Annotated in this window: 12 protein-coding genes; 1 reads left to right on the top strand and 11 read right to left on the bottom strand. The window is 73.8% G+C overall.

What is annotated here, in order from left to right:
- Positions 1–59: 59 nt before the first annotated feature.
- Positions 60–6302: an RHS repeat-associated core domain-containing protein gene (locus GA0070606_RS07060; protein WP_091096137.1), complete on the bottom strand. Its 6243-nt coding sequence runs from the start codon at positions 6300–6302 to the stop codon at positions 60–62.
- A gap of 52 nt (positions 6303–6354) precedes the next feature.
- On the bottom strand, positions 6355–10740 hold the full coding sequence (locus GA0070606_RS07065; protein WP_245724915.1) for a LamG-like jellyroll fold domain-containing protein: 4386 nt from the start codon (positions 10738–10740) through the stop codon (positions 6355–6357).
- A gap of 662 nt (positions 10741–11402) precedes the next feature.
- Between GA0070606_RS07065 and GA0070606_RS07070 the strand changes: the two genes are divergently transcribed.
- Positions 11403–12113, top strand: a complete 711-nt coding sequence (locus GA0070606_RS07070; protein ID WP_141721609.1) for an HAD family hydrolase — start codon at positions 11403–11405, stop codon at positions 12111–12113.
- A gap of 43 nt (positions 12114–12156) precedes the next feature.
- On the opposite strand, the gene argS is transcribed toward GA0070606_RS07070, so the two are convergent.
- The 9 genes from argS to GA0070606_RS07115 form a co-directional block, all read right to left on the bottom strand.
- A complete protein-coding gene (gene argS, locus GA0070606_RS07075; RefSeq protein ID WP_091096142.1) occupies positions 12157–13875 on the bottom strand; it encodes an arginine--tRNA ligase in 1719 nt (572 codons plus the stop codon).
- A gap of 492 nt (positions 13876–14367) precedes the next feature.
- The gene (gene pdxY, locus GA0070606_RS07080) at positions 14368–15219 is read right to left on the bottom strand and encodes a pyridoxal kinase PdxY (RefSeq protein ID WP_091096144.1); all 852 of its coding nucleotides are present in this window, start codon (positions 15217–15219) and stop codon (positions 14368–14370) included.
- 88 nt (positions 15220–15307) lie between these two features.
- Positions 15308–16318 (bottom strand): acetylxylan esterase, encoded by a 1011-nt coding sequence (locus tag GA0070606_RS07085; RefSeq protein WP_091096146.1) that lies wholly within the window; start codon positions 16316–16318, stop codon positions 15308–15310.
- 74 nt (positions 16319–16392) lie between these two features.
- Complete coding sequence (locus GA0070606_RS07090) at positions 16393–17079, bottom strand: N-acetylmannosamine-6-phosphate 2-epimerase (protein ID WP_091096147.1); 687 nt, start codon at positions 17077–17079, stop codon at positions 16393–16395.
- A complete protein-coding gene (locus GA0070606_RS07095; RefSeq protein WP_091096149.1) occupies positions 17076–18020 on the bottom strand; it encodes an ROK family protein in 945 nt (314 codons plus the stop codon). Before GA0070606_RS07095 ends, GA0070606_RS07090 begins: the two co-directional genes overlap by 4 nt.
- A 2-nt stretch (positions 18021–18022) precedes the next feature.
- Positions 18023–18961: a dihydrodipicolinate synthase family protein gene (locus tag GA0070606_RS07100; RefSeq protein WP_091096151.1), complete on the bottom strand. Its 939-nt coding sequence runs from the start codon at positions 18959–18961 to the stop codon at positions 18023–18025.
- Entirely contained in the window at positions 18958–20034 is a 1077-nt protein-coding gene (locus GA0070606_RS07105; protein WP_091096153.1) for an oligopeptide/dipeptide ABC transporter ATP-binding protein, read from the bottom strand. The genes GA0070606_RS07100 and GA0070606_RS07105 overlap by 4 nt, the downstream gene beginning before the upstream one ends.
- Positions 20031–21989 carry a dipeptide/oligopeptide/nickel ABC transporter permease/ATP-binding protein gene (locus tag GA0070606_RS07110; RefSeq protein WP_091096154.1) on the bottom strand — a complete coding sequence of 653 codons (1959 nt, stop codon included), beginning with the start codon at positions 21987–21989 and terminating at the stop codon, positions 20031–20033. Before GA0070606_RS07110 ends, GA0070606_RS07105 begins: the two co-directional genes overlap by 4 nt.
- Entirely contained in the window at positions 21989–22945 is a 957-nt protein-coding gene (locus GA0070606_RS07115) for an ABC transporter permease (RefSeq protein ID WP_091096156.1), read from the bottom strand. Before GA0070606_RS07115 ends, GA0070606_RS07110 begins: the two co-directional genes overlap by 1 nt.
- Positions 22946–23009 lie beyond the last annotated feature (64 nt).

The following is a 23009-nucleotide window of genomic DNA, read 5'->3' on the forward strand; positions in this document are numbered from 1 at the left end:
CAATGCGACGCCGGCCGTCGGCCCCGTCGGGGCCGACGGCCGGCGCGCGTCGGAATCCGTCAGCCGCTCGCGCTGAGCAGGTTGCCGGCGACGTACCACCGCTCCCGGAAGTCCAGGATGATCCGGCCGGGATCACCGGCGGGGAACCGGTCGAGCCCGGCGACGGCCGTCATCCAGTCCCGCTCGCCGCCCGTCTGACTGCCGATGCCCATGTTGTAGCCGATCCGGATGATCTCGTTCCGGGAGATCGTCGGGTTCGACGGCGCGGGGTGGGTGTTGTCCACCCGGTCGCCGAGGAACTTCAGGTAGTAGGCGGCGGCCGTGACCGAACGCTGGATGTTGCCCAGGTCCTTCAGGTTGTGGGTGTCCCGTCGCCCGAAGTCGATCGCCCCGCCGGAATGGGCCACCGCCCGCACGAACGCGTCCATCTGGAGGTTGGCCAGGCCCACACTGGCCACCCGGATGCTGTCATCGTCCTTCTCCGCGCAGTGGCAGTCTCCGCTCTCGGCGATCAGGACCGCGAGCAGCAGCTGCGGATCGATGCCGGCCTCGGTCGCGGACCGCTTCACGTGGTCGAGGAACTCCGGGGTGGCGTTGTCGCCGAGCCAGTTGTAGACGATCTTCTGACCGCTCCGCCGGTCGGCGCAGTCCGTCACCTGACACAGGTTGGTGGCCCGGCTCGTCGACCCGCGGGCGGCGGCGCAACTGCTCACGCCGTCCGGACAGTTGGCCCGGTTGCGGTTCACCGTCTGGTGGCCGCGACCGCCGGCACCCTTGCGGACGGGAGGGTTGTAGGAGGTGGCCGGGTTGTTGGCCCGCTTCGGCGGCCCGATGCCGCTGCTGCATTCGCCGTCCGGGCAGGAGCGGGGGACCAGCCCGTCCGGATCGCTCAACGTCACCGGGTTGTTGTTGCCGTAGTTGTATCCGTTGATCTGCTGCGGATCCGTGATGTTGATGACCGGGTCGACGGAGAGGAAGCGGCCCAGCGCCGGGTCGTACTCGCGGGCGCCGAGGTGGGTCAGGCCGGTGGGATCCTTGGTGCCTCCCACGAAGCCCTTGTCCAGGTTCGCCGGCCAGGCCACGGCGGCGCCCCGCTGCTCGCCGAACGGTGTCTGGCGACGGATCGCCACGGTCTGCCCCACCGCGGTGACGGCGGCCTGGGTGGTGCCGTGGTGGTCACCGGCGAGCCAGGTCACTCCGTTCGGGCTGCGCGTGGCCACCGGTTGCCCCGCGTGCGTGTAGTACCGGGTCGCCGTCGCGCCGCCCCCGGTGACCCGGATCTCCTGGCCGGGCAGGTACAGCGTCCGGCCCGCCGGATCGCGACGGACCAGCCGGTTTCCGTCGGCGTCGTAGACGTACGACGTGGGGCCCGCCGCGTCGTCGGTGCTGGCCAGTCGGCGCTCCCGGTCCCAGACGAGGCTCTGGGCGCCGCCGGCAGGCGCCGGGCGGGTGTTGACGTTGCCGGACCCGTCGTACCCGAAGGCCGCTGTCCGGATGCCGGCCGAGTCCGCCGTACTGGTCCCGGTGACCCGGTGGCCGCCCGCCGCGATCGTGTACGTGGTGGTCCGGTCTCCGGCCGGGGTGCCGTACGCGGTCATCGTGGTCCGGCTGCCGGCCGGGTCGTAGCCGTAGGCGTGCCGGTACGCGGCCGGCCCACCCAGTGCCACCGCCGGCCCGGCGGCACAGTTCCCGTCGGCCGGCGTCCACGCGTCGGTCAGCCGCTGGGCATGGTCGACCGCGAAGCACTGCCGGTCGTCGCTGGTGTCGTCCGTGATCGAGGTGACGTTGCCCGCCGGGTCGTAGCCGTACCGCAGGTCGGACACGTCGGTGGCGACGCCGGCCGTGGGCCGCTGCCGGGTGGTCCAGATCTGCGCCAGCCGTCGGGTGTCCGTGGCGTAGGTGCGGGTGATGTCCACCAGGTCACCGTCGTTGTGCCGCAGGTGCAGCGCGCCGAGTTCGGAGAAGCTGGTGTAGTCGGTGCCGGTGACGTAGGTGCCGCCGAGCGACGTCTTCAGCGCCGACGGTCGGCCGAGGCCGTCGTACTCGTGGGTGAGCGTCTCCATCGGCAGTCCGCCCGCCGCCGGGAGGCGGACCGTCCTCGGAGAGCCGTCCTCCGGGTGGTAACCGTGGACGTACTCGTAGCTCGTCTGGCCGGTCACCCCGGCCGGTACCGTGTACCGGACGGCGGTCGGCTGGTAGCCGACGGTGTAGCCGCGGATCTCGCGGGTGTACGCCTCAGTGCCGACGTACCGGGTGCTGCGGCCGAGCTGGCCCCGCACCGTGGTGCCGGCCACCTCGTCCCAGACCCATTCGGCCCGCTTCGGCCCGGTCACCGAATCGTCTCGCGTCGACGTCTTGCGACCCAGCAGGTCGTACGTGTGGGCGATCGTCTGCCCCTCGGCGTCGGTCTGCGTGACGAGGTCGCCGGAGTCGGCATGGCTACTGATCACCGTGCCGAGGTCGGGGTCGACGGTCTTCACCGTCCGGCCGCGCAGGTCGTACCCGTACGACCACGTCGCCCCGACCGCGTCGGTCACCCGAACGAGCTGCCCCTTGGCGTCATGGTGGTAGGTCGTCCTGTCGAACCCACCGCCCCCGCCGGCCGGCTGCCCCGCCCGGTACTGGCGCAGCTCGACCACCCGTCCGGCGGCGTCGCGCAAGGTCGAGGTGACCGCGCCGCCCACCGGCGGAGTGGTGTCGACCCGGTCACCGCCATAGCCGTACCGGGTCTGCGCGACGACCGTGCCGCCAGGGCTGTGCGCCGGGACGTCGCGCAGGTGCGTCTCGGCCGCCGTGCGGCCGGCGCCGTCGTACCGGGTCGTCCGGGCCGACGGCACCGTGCCCGGCACGGTGAACAGCACCCCGCTGAGCGTGTGGTCGGCGGGCACGTACGGGTCGAGGACCCGGGAGACCCGGCCGGCCGTGTCGTAGAACGTGTCGGTGATGACCGCGCCGGCGCCGCCGGCACCGTCGGGCGCCTGCGTCTGACGTACGCGGGACAGGTTGTCGTGGATGGTGTGGCTGGTCAGGTAGCCACCGCCGGGCTTGAGCCGGCGGGTCGTCACCGTGCTGCCCAGGTTGTCGTTGCGGACCTGGTAGTCGTACTCGATGCTGGCGTCCCGCGGCCAACTCACCCGGTCCCGGCCGGGCAGCCACACCGAGGTCAGCCGGCCCAGCGGGTCGTAGGCCAACTCGGTCACCCGGTCGTTGGCGTCGACGAGGCGCACCGGCTGCCCCCAGGCGGGGGCCAGGGTGGTGGCGGTGGTCCACCCGAGGGCGTTGGTCGCCGTCACGCCCGTCACCGGTCCGCCACCGACCGGGGTGTACGTCGTGGTCGTGGTCGCCCCCCGCACGTCCGTGCTGGCCGTCACCCGGCCGTACGCGTCGTGTGTGAACTGCTGCTCGGTGACGTACGCCTTCCGGCTGTCGTCGTCGTGGTACGTCTTCAGCGTCTCCACCCTGGACACCAGCCCCCGGGTGGGGACGGCGTCCCAGCCCGCCCCGTCGTACGAGGTGCGGACGTCGCCGACCACCTGGGCGTCGGTCAGCCCACCGGCCTGTTGGCGGGCGCAGTCCACGGCGAAGGTGCGCTGCCGGGCCACCCGGTCGACGATCCACGCCTCGGTGTTGCGGCGGTACGTGGTGAGCACACACCGCTGGTCGTCGTCGCGGGCCTCGTCGCCCTGGTCGTCGACCCGGTCCGGCATGCCGTACTCGTCGTAGCCGGTGGTGACCCTGGTGGTCCGGTGACCGCGACCGCCGTCCAGGGCGGTACGGGTGTGCTGGGCACCGGGACCCACCATCCGGGCGTGCACGGTCACCCCGTCCAGGGTGCGCGACGCCGTCGGCGCCGACCGCCACGGCACGGTGACGTTGGCCGACACCTCCGCCTCCCCGTCGTACGTGACGGCCTCCCGGACCATCCCGGCGAACTCGTCCTCGTCGGCCACCGCCGGTACGTCGCCGACGGCGACGGCCGGCAGGGTCACCTGGCGCGTGCCGGTCGGCAGCTTGTCCCCGTGCATGCCGCGGAAGAACCGGGTCCGGGTGACGGTCTGCTCCCCCGCGTCGCCGGTGGTGGTGACCACCTCCCCGTAGCCCCGCCACACCGACCAGGTCTTGAACTCCGCCTTGACCAGGCCGTCCTCGTCGGTGAAGTGCCACGCCGGGGCGTCCTGGTAGGCGTACCGGACGCGGGTCCGGGGTGAACCGCCGGTCAACTCCGCCTGTCCGACCTCGGTGACCACGTACTTGTGGAAGAAGTCGTCGATCGGCGCGGTGTTCCCCTCCGGCCGCCACCTGACCGGATAGCAGCGCAACGCGTTGAGGTGCAGGTTGTTCCGGTCCGGCACGCGGGTGCCGGCGACGCAGTCCGCTGGGGAGTACGTGACGTCGGTGACGCCGCCGGTCTCCGACCGCACGGTCTTGATCCGGAACCGGCGCATCGCCGGGTACTGGTCGTTGTTGGTGTCGACCCGGTTAGTCAACGCCGTACCGGCGAACTCCACGTCGGGCAGGGCGACCGTGCCGTCCCCCGCCTCGCCGGTGTGCGAGATCCTCGCCAGCCACAGCACCGGGCCCACGCTGTCGGTCGGGTCCGGGAACGCGTGCGTGAACGTCCACGACTCGACCTCGTCGTAGCCGGCGCCGTCGCGGATCCAGGTGGTCACCGCGCTGAGCCGCTTCTTGGTCCAGAAGGTGGGCGCCACCTGGGCGAACCCGCAGGGGCTCGCGGCGCACTCCCGGTCCTTGGGCAGGTCCGGCCAGTTCGCCGGGTTGCCGCAGTCGACGAGGCACCGGTCCGCCGTCGCGAAGGTCACCCTCATCGGCGCGGGGTCGGCCGAGTCGGTCCGGGTGCCGTACTCGATGACCTCGGGATGCCCGGCACGGTCGTACGGCGCGGCGTCGGTCAGCACGGCGTTGCGGGCGTACCGGTTGGTCTCCTTGGCGTACCCGATCCGCATGGTGTTGCCGTGCCGGTCCACCACGTGGTCGAGCTGCCAGCGGTAGCCCTGCTGACAGTTGGACGCGGCGAACGTTCCCCGCGCGCAGGGTTCGCCGGAGTGGTTGCCGAACACCGGCACGGTCAGGGTCGCCTGCGACCCGGCCCGTCCCCCGTACCAGTACGTGGTGCCGTCAGTGGTGGTGACCAGCCACCACTCCCCGTTGTCGTCGCCGTTCGCCGCGCCGGTCCGGCGCTCGATCCGGGTGCCGTCGTCGACCCGCAGCCGCCACCGGTCGGCACCCGACCCGTCCCGGATCAGCTCGCCGGCGTGTCCCGGCATGGTGAGCACCGCGTTGTCGGTCCGCCAGCACAGGTCGCCCCTGCGCTCCGTGTTGGTGGCGCCGCCTCCCATGTCGTCGGCACACGGCACGTAGCGCCGCTCGACGAAGCCGGGGTGCCAGTCGAACCCCTCGCCCAACCAGGACGGCTGGTTGTTACCGGCCGCCATCCGGCCGTCCACGCCGGCCGAGGAGTAGTTCAGCGTGATCTCGGGTGCCGGCCCGTTCAGCGCCGGCGGCGTCCGCAGGGGATAGCTCCACGAGAAGCCGCCGGAGTTGCCGCCCGCGTTCCAGGTGGCCGACGGGGACAGCGACGTGGCCGCGAAGTCCCCGGCCGCGCCCGAGGCGTCCGCCGCCAGCGCGACCAGCGCGCCGCTCGGGGCCGTCCCCGTCACGGCGCCGGGCACCTCCACCCGCGCGCTCACCGTGGCCTTCGCGGCGTCGATCCGCGACGGCAGTGGTGTGGCCCGGCAGTCGGAGGGCCGCCCGGTCAGGCAGTCCTCGGTGAGCGACCACAGCCGCAGGCGACTCGCCCAGTCCCCGCCGTAGGCCGTCCGGAACCGGCCCGCGTCGATCGTCACCCGGGCCGGTGCCCCGGCCCGCGTCCCGTCGGTCCGGTCCATTCGCAGCACGACCCGGTCGCGGCCCACCTGCCGGACCCGTACCCGGCGCAGCGACTCCCTCCCGTCGGGCATTCCCTCGATCCACACCGGCAGGTCGCCGGCCCGCACCGGCGCGGCCGGCCCGGCCGCCGCCGTGCCCGCCGGCCGGGCCGCGGGCACCGTCACCTCCGCCGTGGCCTGGGCCGGCCAGACTGGCGGGGTCGCCCGCCAGTCGGGTGCGGTGGTCAGCGGCGCGACCGGCGTGGGGACGGCCCGCCGCCCGGCGACCGTCGGTTCCCGCTGCGCCGACCCGTGCGCCTGCGCACCGCCCGGACGTTCGGCGGCCGCGGCCGTGCCGGGCACACCCGTCAGTACCGTCGTGGCCAGCGCCATGATCAGCAAGTACGCCGACCCCACTCGCCAGCGTGTGCTGCCAGTCAATGGACTCCCCTTCGTCGTGTGCGAGCCGTCACTTGGCCCAGATGACCCGGCCGTCGAGGGCGTAGAGGACGAGGTTGCCGTCGTTCTGCACGGCGAGCAGTCGGGCGTCGGTCCCGTGCGTTCGCGTCGACCAGAGCGCGGCCCCGTCGGCGCCGTAGACCACCAGGTTGCCGTCGGTCTGCATCTGCACGAAGGCGCCGGGGTTGCCCTGGGTGTTCGAGGCCCAGACGGCGACGCCCTCCTCGTACTGCACCAGGTTGCCGTCGCCCTGCATGATCAGCCGGTGGTTGTCCAGCCGGGACCACAGGTACTGACCGGCGGTGAGCCGCTGCCCGACCGTCAACGTGTCGGTGCCGTGGAACAACCGGGTGGGGTCCGGGACCACGCCCTGGAACGCCCGCACCTCGTCGACGTCGCCGCGGACGAAGGTTCCCGAACCCGACGTGCCGATCACCAACGGGCCGGTGGCGTCCCACGGCCGCCATGCCGCGTTCATCGCCGCGGTCGCCCGAGCGGCGCCGTCCACGTACAACCGCAGTTCCCCCCGCTGCGCGTCGAACACGCCGACCAGGTGGTGCCAGCCGGTCGGGCTGGTCGCCGGGGTGGTCGCGTACGTGCCGTGGGCCGCCTCGGTGGCGGAGGCCTGCATCGCGAACAGCCACTCGCCGCCGTTCGCCGCCCCGTACTGCAGGTAGAAGCCCGGGTACGCACCGGCGCTGCGTTGCGAGACGAAGGTCTGCGAGACGGTGCTGTCCGACATTCGGACCCACGCCGACACGGTGAACGACTGGTCCGTGCGCAGCACCTGCCGGTCGGTCGTGGCATGGTCGTCGACCCCGTCGAGCCGCAGGCCGGCGCCGGTGTGCCCGGCCCCGCTCGCCGGGATCTGCATCCCCCCGTGGAAGTTCAGGTCGTGGGCGAGCTCCGACGAGTCGTACGCCGGCCCCTGACCGACCTGCTCGAAGTGCCAGTCGCCGACCCGACCGGTGGTCAGGGGCTCGACGAGTTCGACCACCTCGGAGGTGGTGATCAGCCGGTTCCACACCCGCACGTCGGCGATCGAACCGTGGTACGGGGCGCCGGTGCCGGACCGACCGACGAGGAACTGGCCGTTCCCGTCCCAGGTCGTCGCGCCGGTGGTCAGGCCCTCCTCCACCCCGTTGACGTACAGGCGCAGTTCCTTGGCGTCGGCGAGGTAGGTGCCGGTGAGATGGGTCCAGACGCCGATCCGCGGCGCCGACGTGGACCGGACGCTCCACCAGGCGGCCGGGTCGGCCGGGCCCGACGGCGTCAGGAAGGCCCACCGGTCCTCGTTGGCGAGGTAGCGCAGGTGGAACGCGGAGTACTGGCCGGCGCCGCCGGCCTGGGCGACCACCGTCTGGTCGCCGGCCCCCTTCGCGCCGAGCTTGACCCAGGCCGAGACCGAGAAGCTGCGGCTGGTGTCGAGGAAGTCGGCTCGGGCGGCATGGTCGTCGACGCCGTCGAGCAGCATCGCCGACCGCGGCGCCCCGTCGTTGCCGGGCGCCAGCCGGCCGGGTGCGCCGAGGGCGGCGCCGCCGGCAACGGTCAGGCCGCGCCCGTTGCCGCTGTCGTCGGCCAGCACGGTGGCGCCGGCGTCGTCGGCGAGCTTCCAGCTCGCCACCGGGCCCGCCGGCGCGGCGACCACGAACTGGTAGGTCCGCCGGGACTCGTTGCCGGCCCGGTCGACCGCGTCGACGTACAGCGTCCGCGCGCCGCCCCAGGTCGGCGTCCAGTGCACCGTCACGGGGCCGCCCAGGGCGGCCGGGGTGGCCACCGTGGTCGGTGGGTCGGTGAAGCCCCAGCGGTACGAGGTCACGTCGGGCGAGCTGGCGAAGGTGAACCGGCCGGTCTGTCCGACCGATCCGCACGGCCCGCCGTCGCAGGCGCCGGCACCCGGCTTGTACACGTCGGCCGTCACCGTCGCGGGGGCGGGCTTGACGATGTCCACCGTGAACTCGCACACCCCGGAGTCGGCGCCGCTGACCCGACCGTCGGAGGCGTACGCCCGGTAGAGGTAGGTCCCGTCGTGGGAGAGGCCACGCGCCGCGACCGTCCAGCGGGCACCGCCCTCGCCGCCGCGTTGCCCGAGGCCCGGGTACACGGTCCAGGTCGTGGTGTCCGGCGGGGCGGCGACGATGTCGCTGGTGCCGTTGCCGTCGACGTCCGGGGTGGTCAACGCCCGGTAGTTCCACCAGCCGGCGCCGATCTGCGCGCGGGCAGCGTCCGAGTGGGACCGGCCGCCGCTGCCCGGGTACAGCCACAGCTGCCCCGACGACGGGTCGCGGGCCACGACGTCGGGCCTGCCGTCCCGGTCCCAGTCCGGGGTGCCGAAGTAGGTGTAGCCGAACCAGCCGGTGCCGATCGAGGCGCGTTCCTGCGTCGCCTGTCCCCGCCTGCTCTCTCCCGGGTACACCCACATCACGCCGCCGCTGTCGCTGGCGATGACGTCCATGTGCCCGTCCCGGTCCCAGTCGGCGAGCCCGGCGTAGGTGAAGTCCTGCCAACCGCCGCCGAGCGGGAACCGGGCGTCGGAGAAGCCGCTGGCGGTGTCCGCCCCGGCGTACATGAACAACTCGCCGCTGGGGTTGTACCGGACGACCACGTCGAGGAACCCGTCCCCGTCCCAGTCGGCGACCCCGGCGACCTGCCAGGCCCAGCCGTGCCAGCCGGAGCCGATCTGCCGGCGCGACTGCAACCCGGTGCCCCCGGGCAGGCCGGGCCAGACGTACAGGTAGCCGTCACCGTCACGACCGAGCACGTCCGGCACGCCGTCGCGGGTCCAGTCCGCCGTGGCCACGAACTCGTCGCCCTGGTCCAGCGCCCCGGCCGGCAGGGTCACCTGCGCGGTCGTCCCCGAAGGCACGCCGTCCTGGGCGGTCTCCGACTCCGGCCCCTGCGAGGCGTCGGACCGGATGCGCTTGCGCTTGACGACGGTCCGCAGCGAGTTGCCGTCCGCGTCCGAGACGTACGCCCGCACCGTCGGGCTCGCCGTCGGCACGTACGGACGGCCGGGGCCGGTGGCGCAGGGGCGGCCGTCGACGGTCAGGTTGGTCGGTGCGTCCGGGTACGAGTTGAGGTTGACGATCAGCCTGGCCGTGGTGGCGTCGAACTTCTTCCACCCGGCGCTGGACCCCTCGTCGGCCGCGACCAGCCCGAACGTCACCCAGCCGTGGTGCTCCGCGTGCCGCAGGGTGGCCGCGGTGAGCGGGAATTCGCTGCCCTTGCGTACCGAGCCGCAGGAGCTGTTCCTCGCCGCCGCGCCGTTGTGGCCCTCGAACGCCCCGGCGGTGTTGTACCAGTCGGTGTCCGCGTTCAGCGTGGCCCGCACGACCCGCAGCTCGGTCCAGCTGTCGGCGCAGCTCGCCGAGTGCAGCAGGTCGATCGTGAACTCGGGCGCGAGGTCGCCCTCCAGGATCTGCTTGCCCTGCCAGGCCCCGTTGGGAAACTGGAACATCGACCGGTAGGTGACCGGGTTGTAGTAGCCGACCTTCGCGCACTCGGTGCTGTACGGGCCGGTGCAGTTCCACTTGTCGTAACTCCAGTACGACTGGTCCGGAGAGTTCTTGTTGATCATCGTCCACGTCGCGTAGCCGATGGTGGGGTCGACGACCAGTGGAAAGGTCGCCTCGGGATCGCGCAGCAGCCCGGCGTCCGGAGCAAGCACGACCTTGCCGGCGGTGGACACGCTCAGCCCCACCGCCGCGTCGCGCGCACCTTGCCTGGGCCCGTCGACGGCCACGCCTGACGCGGCCCGTTCGCCGGCCGGTGCGCCACCCGCAGCCCCGTCGCCGACCGTCGCCCCGGTGGCGGCGCCCGCGTCCCACATCCGGGGCGCGGTCGCGGTCAGAACCGCCCGGCCGGCCGCGTCCACCACCCGGGTGCCCTGCCACCTCAGCCCGGTGAGCCTGCTGCCCAACGCGAGGCGGCGCAGCCCCGGGTTCGCCGCCGCCGCCCGGTCCTTCACCACCAGCACGAACGAGAACCCGGTGCCGCGCGCGGTGGCCACCAGATCCACCCCGGGCAGCACCTCTACGTACGTGGCCCGGGCGCCGTCCAGCCACGGCTTCGGCAGCGTTCCCGGCCAGGACAGCGCCACCTCGCCGCCGTCGTGGCGGACCCGGACGAACTCCGTCGAGCCGCCGCCGGAGAACGCCACGTCGACGGCGGACGCCGCCGGCCTGACCGTGCCGTCGTCGGCGAACGACAGCGTCGCGTCCAACGCTGTCCAGCCACCGCCCGCCCGCCGGGCGCGCTGGGGAAAGGCGTACTGCTCGACGGTGGCCGTCCCGTCCGGGTTGACGTACACCTGAGTGGTCTCGGTCCGCCGGGACGTCACCTCGACCCGGCGGTCGCACTCGGCGGCCATGCTCGCGGCGGCCGGCGCGTGTGGCATCTCCGCCACGCAGCTCTGTTCCGCGGCGGAGGCCGCGGATTGTCCGAACGGTGCCGTCAGCGACGCGGCCACCGCCACCGCCACGCAGGCGGCCGCGAGCAAGCTTCGTCGGCGCATCGATCCCCCCGAAGACGTAGGACAGCAGTGCGACGGGCCGAACGACGGCTGGCGCCGAGCCGTCCGTCACCTGCGACCTGAAGTATGTGCATCGATCGCCGTTCATGGCCGCCGTGAACGGGCCAATCTCCGCAGCTATCGCGTCAACAGTCGGGCCGCCGGCCTGCTCTCCGGCCTCTCCGCCAACTGGTCGCTGGCTACCCGACCGCCCGCAGGCCGGCGGTCGGACGTGGTGTGAGCGGCAGGCCGGCCCGCCGGTGAGCCGTCGGACGCACCCGATACGGTGCTTCGGGCGACCGACCGCCCGCAGCCCGGCCCAGCGCCCGAGCGGCAGCTCAAGCAGCAGGTAGCTCCTGCGACAGGAATTCGTCCCCACCTCGCTGGAGGCTCCGAACAGTGCCCGGTCACCTGATCGCAGAGATCGCGTGGGTCCAGCTCGTCGACGGGCGGAGGCACCCGCGCGTTCCGTCGTTCCCCCACCAGCGTCTCGCCACCGGCCACCCGACGGTGGTCCGGCTGTGCGCGTCGGCGACGCGGACCCGCCTGTGACCCGCCGGCCCCGCCGTCGCCCGGCCGCCGTCGTGTTCGACCTCGACGGCACCCTGGTCGACTCGATGACGATCGCCCCCGCCGTGTACGCCGACACGATCCGCGCCCTCGGCGGGCCGGTGGTCTCGCCGGCCGACGTCGTCGCCACCTGGCACATCGGCGCCACGCCGGCGGTGTTGGCCCACTTCCTGGGGCGGCCCGTCGCCGCCGGCGACCTCGACTGCTTCCAGCGCCACTTCGAGGCGGCCACCGGGGACGTACAACCGTTTCCCGGCGTGCTCGACCTGGTCGACGCCCTCGACCGAGCCGGCTGCCGGCTCGGTATCTTCACCGCCGCCTCGCGGCGGACCACGCCCCTCCTGCTGGCAAGTACGGGGCTGGACCGGCTGTTCCCGGTCGTGGTCTGTGGTGACGACGTGGCCGCGCCGAAGCCCGCGCCGGACGGGCTACGGCTGGCCTGCCGGCGCCTGGGCGTCGACGTCACCGAGACCGCTTACGTCGGCGACGCCGCGGTGGACCTCGGGTGCGCCGAGGCGGCGGGTGCGCTGGCCGTGCACGCCCGCTGGGGCGTCACCTCCCCCGCCGTGCCGGAGGCCCGGATGGTGGCCCACCGCCCCGCCGACGTCCTCGACCTGCTCTCGGTGCCGCCGTCCGACCCGGCCGACGCCCCGGGACGTCCCGCGACATCCCGGGGCGATCACCGCTGACACCCGCCCCGGACCGGACGGTAGACGCCGTCGGCACGGGACGTCACATCCGTTCCAGAGTGCGGATGCCGAGCAGGTGCAGGCCCTGGCGCAGGGTCCGGGCGGTCAGGTCGGCCAGCAGCAGGCGACTCTCCCGCAGCTCGTCGGGGGCGCGCAGCACGGGGCAGCGCTCGTAGAACCCGCTGAACGCGGTCGCGAGTCGGTGCAGGTGGCCGGCGAGGTGGTGGAACTCCAGGCTCCGCTCCACCCTGCCGACCACGCCGGCGAAGCCGAGCAGTTCGATCGCCAGCGCCCGCTCCGACGGCTCGGCGAGCACGATCGGCGCGTCCGGCCGGGCGACCGCCCCGGCCCGCCGGAACACCGACCGGATGCGGGCGTACGCGTACTGGAGGTAGGGCGCGGTGTTGCCGTCCAGGGCAAGCATCCGCTCCCAGTCGAGCACGTAGTCCCTCGCGCGGTCGGTGGACAGGTCGGCGTACTTGACCGCGCCGATGCCGACAACCCGGCCGATCTCGGCGGCGGTCGCGGCGTCCAGGTCGGGATTCTTGGCCCGGGCCAGGTCGGTGGCGCGGGCGACCGCCTCTTCGAGCAGGCCGACGAGCTTCACCGACCCGCCGGTCCGGCTGCGCAGCATCCGCCCGTCGCTCCCGAGGATCGAGCCGAAGCCGAGATGCTCGGCCCGGGCCGGCGGGCGCAGCCAACCGGCCGCTCCGGCGACGGCGAAGACCATCGCGAAGTGCTGCTGCTGCGGCAGCCCGACGACGTACAGCAGCCGCGTCGCGCCCAGTTCCCCGGTGCGCTGCCGCAACGCGGCCAGGTCGGTGGCCGGATAGCCGAAGCCGCCGTCGCTCTTGCGCACGATCAGCGGCAGCGGCTCGCCGTCCCGGCCGGTGAACCCGGGCGGGAACACGCACCGCGCCCCGCCGCTGGCCGCCAGCAGCCCCAGCCGGTCCAGGTCGTCGACGACGTCGGCGAGCAGTTCGTTGTAGGCGCTCTCGCCCCGGAAGTCCGCCCCGGTCAGCGTCACGTCGAGCAGGTCGTACACGGACAGGAAGTACCGCTCCGACTGCTGCACCAGGAGTCGCCACAGCCGCCGGGTCGGCGCGTCGCCGCCCTGCAACGCGACCACCCGGCGCCGGGACCGCGCACGGAACGCCTCGTCGGCGTCGAACTTCGCCCGGGCCGCCTTGTAGAACGAGTCGAGGTCACCCACCGACAACTCGTGCGCCGCCTCCGTCTCGCCGAGGTCGGCCAGGTGCTCGATCAGCATCCCGAACGGTGTGCCCCAGTCGCCGAGGTGGTTGACCCGCACCACGCGGTGCCCGAGCCAGTCCAGCAGCCGCACCGCCGCGTCGCCGATGACGGTGGAGCGCAGGTGTCCGACGTGCATCTCCTTGGCCACGTTCGGCGCCGAGTAGTCGACCACGACGGTCTCCGGCGCGCGGGCCGCCGGCACGCCCAGGCGGGCGTCCCCCGCCAGCCCGGAGACCAGGCCGGCCAGCGCCCGGTCGGAGACGGTCAGGTTGAGAAAGCCCGGCCCGGAGACCTCCGCCGACGCGCACACGTCGTCGAGCGCCGCGTGTTCCAGCACGTCGGCGGCGAGGTCGCGCGGGGAGCGGCCGAGCCGCCGGGCCAGCGCCAGCGCCGCGTCGGACTGGAAGTCCGCGCGCGGCGAACGCCGCACCACCGGGTCGACCGGGGCGCCGGCGACCGCCGCGAACGCCGGCGCCAGCCGGTCGGAGAGCAGCCTTTCAAGATCCATGGGTACGCCGATCTCACTCGGACCCGCGCTGCCACGCGAGTCACTGGGACGGGAGAGGCACGGGCGGACCGAGGACGATCGGCGGACGACCGGCGGCTCGATCCGCCGGTCGCCGGGAACAGGTCAGCGCGGGCGGGCGACGGATCGCCGGCGTCGCTCGGCACCGACCTGGACGTCGTACGACGTTCCGGTGCGCTGAGCGGTCACGCTGGTCATGCGGGGCAGCGTAGCGGACCGCCTCGGGGCGGGACAGCGCGATTCCGGCAGGCTTCGAGTCGCACGAATGCGACCCCCCTCGTCCCGGACCCGGTGCCGGTCTCGCCCGACGCCGTCGCCCCCGACCTCAGGTACGCGGACAGGGGATGGGTCGCCACCCTCGGGGAGCTGCGGCGGCACCTCCGGTGGCTCTGGGCGGAGCATCCGACGTTGCTCCTCCCCGAGGCTCCCGCCTGAGGATGCGACCCACCCGCGACGGCCCTCGCGAGGGGCGGGTCAGCGCAGCCGGCGGGCGGCGAACCTGGCCGGCGGCTCGGCGATCGCGTCCTGGGCCGCGATCAACTGGATCTCCCGGGTGCCCGCCGCGAGGGTCGCCTCGAGCACGGCGAAGACGGAGGCGACGGTGCGTTCCAGCGCCGTCGCGGGCGAGCCCGTCGTCAGCAGGTGCGCGAGGTACAGCGCCGCGGTGACGTCGCCGCCGCCGTTCGGACTGATCGGCAGCAGCGGCGTGGTGACCGCCCAGGCACCCTCGTCCGAGACGGCCACCACCTCCAGCGACCCGGCCGGCAGGTCGGCGTGGAGCACGCTGGTGACGAGGACGTGCCGCGGCCCCGTCTCGCGCACCACGTCGACCGCCGCCAGGACCTCGGGCAGCGAGTTCGTGCCGCGGCCGGCGAGGAAGTCCAGCTCGAAGTGGTTCGGGGTGATGATGTCGGCGCGCGGGACGACGACGTCCCGCATGTACTCCGGGATGCCGGGCCGGACGAACATGCCCCGGCCGGCGTCGCCCATCACCGGGTCGCAGCAGTACACCGCGTCGGGGTTGGCGGTCTTGACCTTGTCCACCGCGTCCAGGATCACCGCGCCCATCGCCGGGTCGCCCTGGTAGCCCGAGAGCACCGCGTCGGCGCTGCCGAGGACCCCCCGGTCCGCGATGCCCTCGATCACCTCGGCCACGTCGGCCGGCGCCAGCAGCGGACCGCGCCACGCGCCGTACCCGGTGTGGTTGGAGAAGTGGACCGTCAGCACCGGCCAGACCTCGTGCCCGAGCCGCTGGAGGGGGAAGGCGGCCGCCGAGTTGCCGACGTGGCCGTAGGCGACCGATGACTGGATGGACAGGATCTTCACCCGCTCATCATGGCGGTTCCCGCCGGGGCCGCGCCCACCCCCTGCCGATTCTGTCGGCTGACCCACTCGGGCCGATGTCACAGACGACTCAGCTCGACAGCGCCGCGCGATCCTCTCCCCCACCCGCCGCGACGCCCGGGCCGAACCTGTCGCGCAGCCAGGCGAGCTGCTCGATCTGGTGGTGGCCCTCGCCGCCCTCGTGGTCGTTGAACTCGTACACGCGCAGCTCCTTCTCCCCGCCGTAGCGGTGGTAGCCGGCGAAGCAGGTCGAGGGCGGGCAGACCTGGTCCATCATCGCGACGGAGAACAGCGCGGGCGCGGTGGCGCGGGGCGCGAGCCCGGCCACGTCGAAGTAGGACAACGTCCGGAACACCTGGTCGGCCCGGTCGCGGTGCAGCTTGAGGTACTCGGCGATCTCGAGGTACGGGCCACGACCGGCGACCCGCACGCCGCGCCGGAAGTCGCACAGGAAGGGCACGTCGGGCATGGCCGCCGCGACGCCCGGGAACAGCGCCGCCACCGCCAGCGCGAGGCCCCCGCCCTGGCTGATGCCGGTGACCGCGACCCGGTCGGCGTCGACGGCGGGGTGCTCCCGGGCGGCCCGGGCGAAGCGTACGGCGTCGGTGACCAGCCTGCGGTAGTAGAAGGTGTCGGGGTGGGTGACGCCACGGGTGAGGAACCCGGGGACGGTGCCCGCCGGGTACGGGTGCGGGTCCGGGGTGAGGCCGGGCGCGGCGCTCCAGCCCTGCCCCCGGGTGTCCATGATCAGGTGGGCGAAGCCGGCGGCGGCCCAGAACAGCTTCTCGTGGGGCAGGCCCCGGCCGCGCCCGTAGCCGAGGTACTCCACGACGCAGGGCAGCGGCCCCTCGGCGTACGCCGGCAGGTGCAGCCAGCCGTGCACGGGTTCACCCGCGTACCCGGGCACCGTGACGGAGAACGTGCGGATCTGGGTGAGCCCGGTGTCGACGGGCTCGTACGCCGCGGGGCCGGGCTCGTCGGCGCCCAGCGTCCGCGCCCAGAAGTCGTCCAGGTCCGACGGCACGGCCAGTTCGGGCCGGTACGTCTGGCACTCGGCCAGGGTGAGGTCGGTCAGGGCCACGGGTAACCTCCGGCACGGCGATGTCGATGGCGGCGGGACGCCCACCGGGGCGCCCTGCCGGGGAAGTCGGCGGGTCAGGCCGCCGCGGCGTCGGCCACGGCGGAGGCGAACCAACCCGTGATGGTGGTCGGGTGGGTGATGGCGGTGCCGACGACGACGGACCACGCGCCGGCCCGCAGCGCCTGGGCCGCCTGGGCCGGGGTGTGTATCCGCCCCTCGGCGACCACCGGCACGTCGACGGCCGCCGCCAGCCGGGCGACCAGGTCGAGGTCGGGGCCGTCGCCCTTCACCGTGTAGGCCGTGTAACCGGCCAGCGTGGTGCCGACCAGGTCCGCGCCCGCCTCGGCCGCGGCGACGCCCTCGTCGAAGGTGGAGCAGTCCGCCATGACGAGGGCGCCGGTCCGCTCGTGGACGGCGGCGATCGTCTCGGCGAGGGTGCGGCCGTCCGGCCGTGGCCGGGCGGTGGCGTCGAGCGCGACGATGTGGGCGCCCGCCCGGGCCACGGCCACCGCGTGGTCGAGCGTTGGGGTGATGAAGACGTCGTCGTCGCCGTCCTTCCACAGCCCGATCACCGGGAGGTCGACCGCGTCACGGATGGCGGCGATGTCGTCGAGCCCCTGCGCGCGGATGCCGGCGGCTCCGCCCCGGGCGGCGGCGAGGGCGACGCGGCGCATCGTGTCCGGGTCGCGCATCGGCTCGCCCGGGTATGCCTGGCAGGAGACCACCAGCCGGTGGCGGAACCGTTCGATCAGCAGGTTCACGACAGGGTCTCCCAGGCGAGCGAGGCGGCGCCGAGCAGGGGTGCGTCCGCGCCGAGGGCCGAGGCCAGGACGGGCACGGCGTCCAGGCCGGGCAGCGTCTCCCGGGTCACCGCGGCCCGCAGCGCCCGCCACCAGGGCTCGCCGAGGCCCGTGACGCCGCCGCCGATCACGACGACGTCGGGGTCGAGCATGTTGACCAGCCCACCCACGGCGGAACCGACGGCGGTCCCGCCCAGCCGGACGACCTCCCCCGCCGCCTCGTCGCCGCCCTCGGCGAGCGCGGCGACGGCCCGCAGGTCCTCGACCGGCCGGCCGGTGCGCCGGGCGTACTCGTCGACGAGCCCGGGCCCCGACGCGATCGCCTCCAGGTGCCCCCGCCGGCCGCAGGTGCAGGGCAGCGACCCGGCGTGCCGGGAGGGCTGGTGACCGGCGTGGCCGGCGGCGGAGTGCGCGCCGACGAGCACGGTGCCGCCCACGACGAACGAGGCGCCGACGCCGGTGCCGACGGCGACGAAGAGCACCGTCTCGCACCCCGCCGCGGCACCGTGCCGCGCCTCGCCGAGGGCGTGGGCGTGCACGTCGTTGACGACCGCCACGGGCAGGCCCAGCAGCTCGCGCAGCCTCCCGCGCAGGTCGGTGCCGGCCCAGCCGGTCAGGACGTCGGTGGCCGAGAGCACCCGCCCCGTCGTACGGTCGATCACTCCGGCGCTGCCGACGCCGAGCGCCCGGACGGACGTCCCCGCCGACCGCGCCCTCAGCCGGTCGACGAGGCCGGCGGCGGTGTCGAGGACGGCGGACGCGCCCGCCCTGCCGGGCGTCGGGGCGGTGGCGCGGTCGACGACCTGGCCCTGCCTCGTCACGAGGGCGGCCGTCGTCTTGGTGCCGCCGACGTCGAGCGCGGCGACCGCCTCGACGGCGCGCGGCGTGCTTGCCTCGGGCATGGTCAGAGCAGTCCCGCCAGTTCGAGCTGGGTGCGCACCCTCGCCGTCTCGTCGGCGTCGAGCGGCCGCAGGGGAAGGGAGACGGCGTTGCTGTCGATGACGCCGAGCAGGGCGAGGGCGGTCTTGAACGCGCCGACGCCCCTGGTCGCCCCGGCCGCCGTGGCGGGGTCGGCGGCCTCGACGATGCGGAACAACCGGGTCAGCCGGTCCTGCTCGCGGCGGGCGGCGTCCCAGTCGCCGCCGACGCAGGCCCGGTGCAGCCGGACGTAGCCGGCCGGGTCCACGTTGCCCAGCCCGGGCACGGAGCCGGAGGCGCCGGCCAGCATCATCGCGTCGACGACCACCTCGTGCCCGGTCAGCAGGCCGAAGCCGGCGTCCGGCGCGTGTTCCGCGACCGCCAGCACCAGCTGCCGGAAGGCCACGTCGTCGCCGCTGGAGTCCTTGACCCCGGCGAGCACCCCTTCCGCGGCGAGCCGGGTGAGCAGGCCGGTGGAGAGCTTGGTGTGCACGCAGACCGGGATGTCGTACGCGAGCGTAGGCAGTTCGGCCGACGCGGCGACCGACCGGAAGTGCCGCTCGACCTCGTGCGGGCCGACGATGGCGTAGAAGGGCGCGGTCACCACCAGCGCGTCGGCGCCCAGCCGCGCCGACGCCTCGGCCCGGTCGAGCACCCGCCGGGTGGTCGGCTCGATGCAGCCCGCGATGACGGGTACGACGCCCCCCACCGTCTTGACGATGGCCTCGAGGGCCTGGTCCCGCTGCCGGTCGGTGAGGAACACGGTCTCGCCCGAGCTGCCCAGCGCGAAGATGCCGTCGACGCCGGCGGCGAGCATCCGCTCGACGAGCCGTTCGAGGGAGTTGACGTCGACCTCGCCCTCCTGGGTCAGGGGGGTGACGGTCGGCGGCACGACTCCGGCGAACCGCGGGGCTGGGGTGGTCACGCTGTCTCCTCGACATGTAGGGGGGTGGTGCGGCCCGTCGCCGCGCCGGCGAGCTCGACCAGCTCCGCGTTGCTGGTCCCGGCGGGGACGGGGTGATGGCACCGGAACTCGTGGGCGTCGTCGCCGTCGGCGTCGGCCCGCTCAGGCGGTGGCATCTCGGTGGCGCAGTGGTCGGTGGCGTTCCAGCACCGGGTCCGGAAGGGGCAGCCGCTGGGCGGCCGGGTGGCGGAGGGAACGGGCCCGACGAGCGGAATGGGGTCGATCGGCGAGAGCAGACCCGGCGTCGCGGAGAAGAGCGCGCGGGTGTACGGGTGCCGGGCGCCCTCGGGGAGCAGGGCGGCCGGCGCCTGCTCGACGATCCGGCCGAGGTACATGGTGATCACGCGGTCGCTGATCCGCTTGACGGTCTGGATGTCGTGGGAGACGAAGACCATCGCCAGCCCGAGCCGGTCCTTGAGGTCCAGCAGCAGGTTGAGGATCTGGGCGCGGACCGAGACGTCGAGGGCGCTGGTGGGCTCGTCGGCGATGACCAGTCCCGGCTCCAGGGCCAGGGCCCGCGCGATGGACACCCGCTGCCGCTGGCCGCCGGAGAGCTGGCTCGGCAGCACCTCGGCGACGGAGCGCGGCAGTCCCACCAGGGCCATCAGCTCCGCGACCCGTGCCTCGCGCTGCGCCCTGGTGCCGCGGCGGTGCACGTCGAGCGGGTCGCGCAGGATGTCGCGGACGGGCATGCGACGGTTCAGCGAGGTCGCCGGGTCCTGGAAGACCATGCCGACGCCCGCGCCGATGTGCCGGCGGCGTTCCGCCGCGCTCATCGACCACACGTCCTTGCCGGCGAAGCTGACCACGCCGCTGGTCGGCCGTTGGAGCCCGACGAGGACCTTGGCCAGGGTGGACTTGCCGCAGCCGGACTCGCCGACGATGCCGACGGTCTCGCCGGGGCGCACGGCGAGGTCCGCGCCGGTGAGGGCGTGCACCCGCGCCCGGTTGAACAGGCCGCCGCCGCGGGTGCGGTGCTGCACGTGCACGTCGTGCAGCTCGACGATCGGCTCGCGCAGGGGTGTCCCGCTCATCGGATCAGTTCCTTGTCGCTGACGGTGACGGCCGGGTGGTGGCAGGCGTACCCGTGCCCGGCGGTGCCGGTCAGCCGGGGGACCGTCTCCCGGCACATCTCGGTCGCCTTGGGGCACCGGTCGGCGAACCGGCAGCCGGACGGGAAGTCGGCCGGCGACGGCACCACGCCACGGATCTGGGTGAGCCGCTCGGCGCCGGACTCCAGGGAGAGGACGGACCCGAGCAGTCCCCGGGCGTAGTGGTGCGCCGGCGCCTCGATCACGTCGGCGGTCACCCCGGTCTCCACGATCTGCCCGCCGTACATCACGACGACCCGGTCGGAGACGTCGCTGACCAGCGCGAGGTCGTGGCTGACCAGGATCAGGGCGAAGCCGAGCTGCTCGCGCAGCCGCAGCAGCAGCTCCATCACCTGCGCCTGCACCGTGACGTCGAGCGCGGTGGTCGGCTCGTCGGCGATGATCAGGCTCGGGTCCCGGGACAGGGCCATGGCGATGACCACGCGCTGCCGCTGCCCGCCGGAGAGCTCGTGCGGGTACGCGGTCAGGGTGCGCCGGGGGTCCAGGCCCACCAGTTCCATCAGTTCCTCGGCCGACCGGGTGCCGCCGCGGCGGATCATCTGCGCCAGTTGGGCGCCGACGCGCAGCGCGGGGTTCAGCGCGGAGAGGGCGTCCTGGTAGACCATCGTGATCTCCCGGCCCATCAGGGCGCGCCGGCGCTTCGTGCTCATCGCGAGCAGGTTCTCGCCCCGGAAGTGGATCTCCCCGCGTACGCGCGCCCCCTGCGGCAGGAGGCCCATGACGGCCAGGGCGGTCAGGGACTTGCCCGAGCCGGACTCGCCGACGAGGCCGACCACCTCGCCGGGACGGACGTCGAACGTCATCCCGTCGACGATGTCGACGCCCTGGTGACGCCCCTCGAAGCCGATGGACAGGTCCTTGATCCGCAGGACGGGCTCGCCCTGCGGAAGGGGCCGGGCGCGCTCGCGGAGGCGCTGCGCCGCGAGGTCGAGACCGGGCAGGGGCACGACCTCGCCGGTGCCCGGCTGCGCCCGCTCGACCGGGTCGGCGGCCGACGCGGCGGTGGCCCGTCGGGCCGCCGGGGCGGCCCAGGCGTCCGACATCCCCTCGGAGAGCACGTTGAGGGCGAGCACGGTGAGCAGGATCAGCAGGCCAGGGAAGAAGGTGGCCCACCAGCCGCCGATCTGCACCATCTCCTTGCCGAAGGCGATCACCGAGCCCCACGAGGACTCGGCCTCCTGGGGCGCGAGCCCGCCGCCGATGAACGAGAGGGACGCCTCGAAGACGATCGCGTCGGCGACCATGACGGTGACGAAGACCATGATCGGGGCGGCGCAGTTGCGCAGCACGTGCCGCCAGAGGATGTGGGGCCGGCGCGCCCCGATGATCCGCTCGGCCGAGACGTAGTCCTCGCGGTACTGCGAGAGCACGTTGGCCCGGACGATGCGCGCGATGGACGGGGTGAAGACGAAGCCGATCGCGAGCACGAGGACCAGCAGGCTGTTCTTGCCGAACGAGATGATCAGCAGGGCGGAGAGCACGATGGCGGGGAACGCCATGACCACGTCGAGGCAGCGCATGACCACCTCGTCCACCGCGGTCCGGCTGGTGCCGGCGATCGCGCCGAGCATCCCGCCGACGAGCAGGGCGATGCCGGCCGCGCCGAACCCGACGATCAGGGAGCGGCGGGTGCCGGCGACCAGCCGGGAGAAGACGTCGCGCCCCAGCTTGTCCAGGCCGAACCAGAAGTCGCCGTTGGGGCCGGTGAGCGCGGGGCCCAGCCCGGCCTGCGCCGGGTCGTGTCGGAGCAGGAGCGGCGCGAGGAGGCCCACCACGACGATGAGCAGGACGAAGCCGAGCGCGATCCGGGCGGTGAGGCCGAGCCGTCGGAAGGCGACGCCGGGGCGCGAGAGTTGGGCGGTGAGCGTCCGGCGCATCAGTGGCCTCCGCGCAGTCGGGGGTTGGCGAAGAGGTAGAGGATGTCGACGATCAGGTTCACCACGACGAACCCGAGGGCGATCGTCAGGACGGTTCCCTGCGCGAGCGCGGTGTCGTTCTGCTGCACCGCGCTCATGATCTGGGTGCCCATGCCGGGCAGCGAGAAGATGGCCTCGATGACCACGGTGCCGCCGATGAGGTAGCCGATCCGCAGGCCCAGCGCGGTGAGCGGGTTGACCAGCGCGTTGCGCAGCACGTTGCGGCCGATCACCACGCGGGGCGGCAGGCCGGCGCCGATCGCGGTGCGGACGTAGTCCTTGTCGAGTTCCTCGACCATGGACGTCCGCACGATCCGGGCGAGCGAGCACCCCACGGGCACGGCGAGCGCGAGCGCGGGCATGACGAGCGACTGGAACCAGAGGCTGGGCGAGTCGGCCGGGTTGACGTATCCGCCGGTGGGAAAGATCGGGCGGCGGACGGCGAGTTCCTGGATGAACAACAGTGCCAGCCAGAAGGACGGCATGGCGATACCGGCCATGGAGACGAACCGGATGACCTGGTCGGGCCAGCGGTCCCGGTACAGCGCGGCCGGGATGCCGAGCGCCAGGGCGATGACCAGCGCGCCGAGCACGCCCAGCGCCGTCAGCTGGATCGTCAGCGGCAGCGCGGTGGCGATCTTGTCGGCGACCGGCACCGAGGGCGGGAAGGTCATGCCGAGGTCGCCCCGGAGCAGGTCGCCCAGGAAGTGCAGGTAGCGGAGCGGCAGCGGGTCGTCGAGGCCGTTGGCGGCCTTGAACGCCGCGACCTGCGCGGGGGTCGCTTGGTCCCCGAGGACGGACAGCGCCGGGTCGATCGGGGAGAACTGCATGATCACGAAGACGAACAGCGTGATGCCCAGCACCAGGGGAATCAGGGTCAGGAGTCGTCGCGCGACCAGGCTCAGGACGGTCAGCATCGTGTCTCTCTCTCGTCACGGGGCGCCGGAGGCCCCGCCCCGCCCCCGGGTGGCCGGGGCGGGG

Origin of the sequence: Micromonospora citrea (assembly GCF_900090315.1) — a bacterium.
GTDB classification, from domain to species: Bacteria; Actinomycetota; Actinomycetes; order Mycobacteriales; family Micromonosporaceae; genus Micromonospora; species Micromonospora citrea.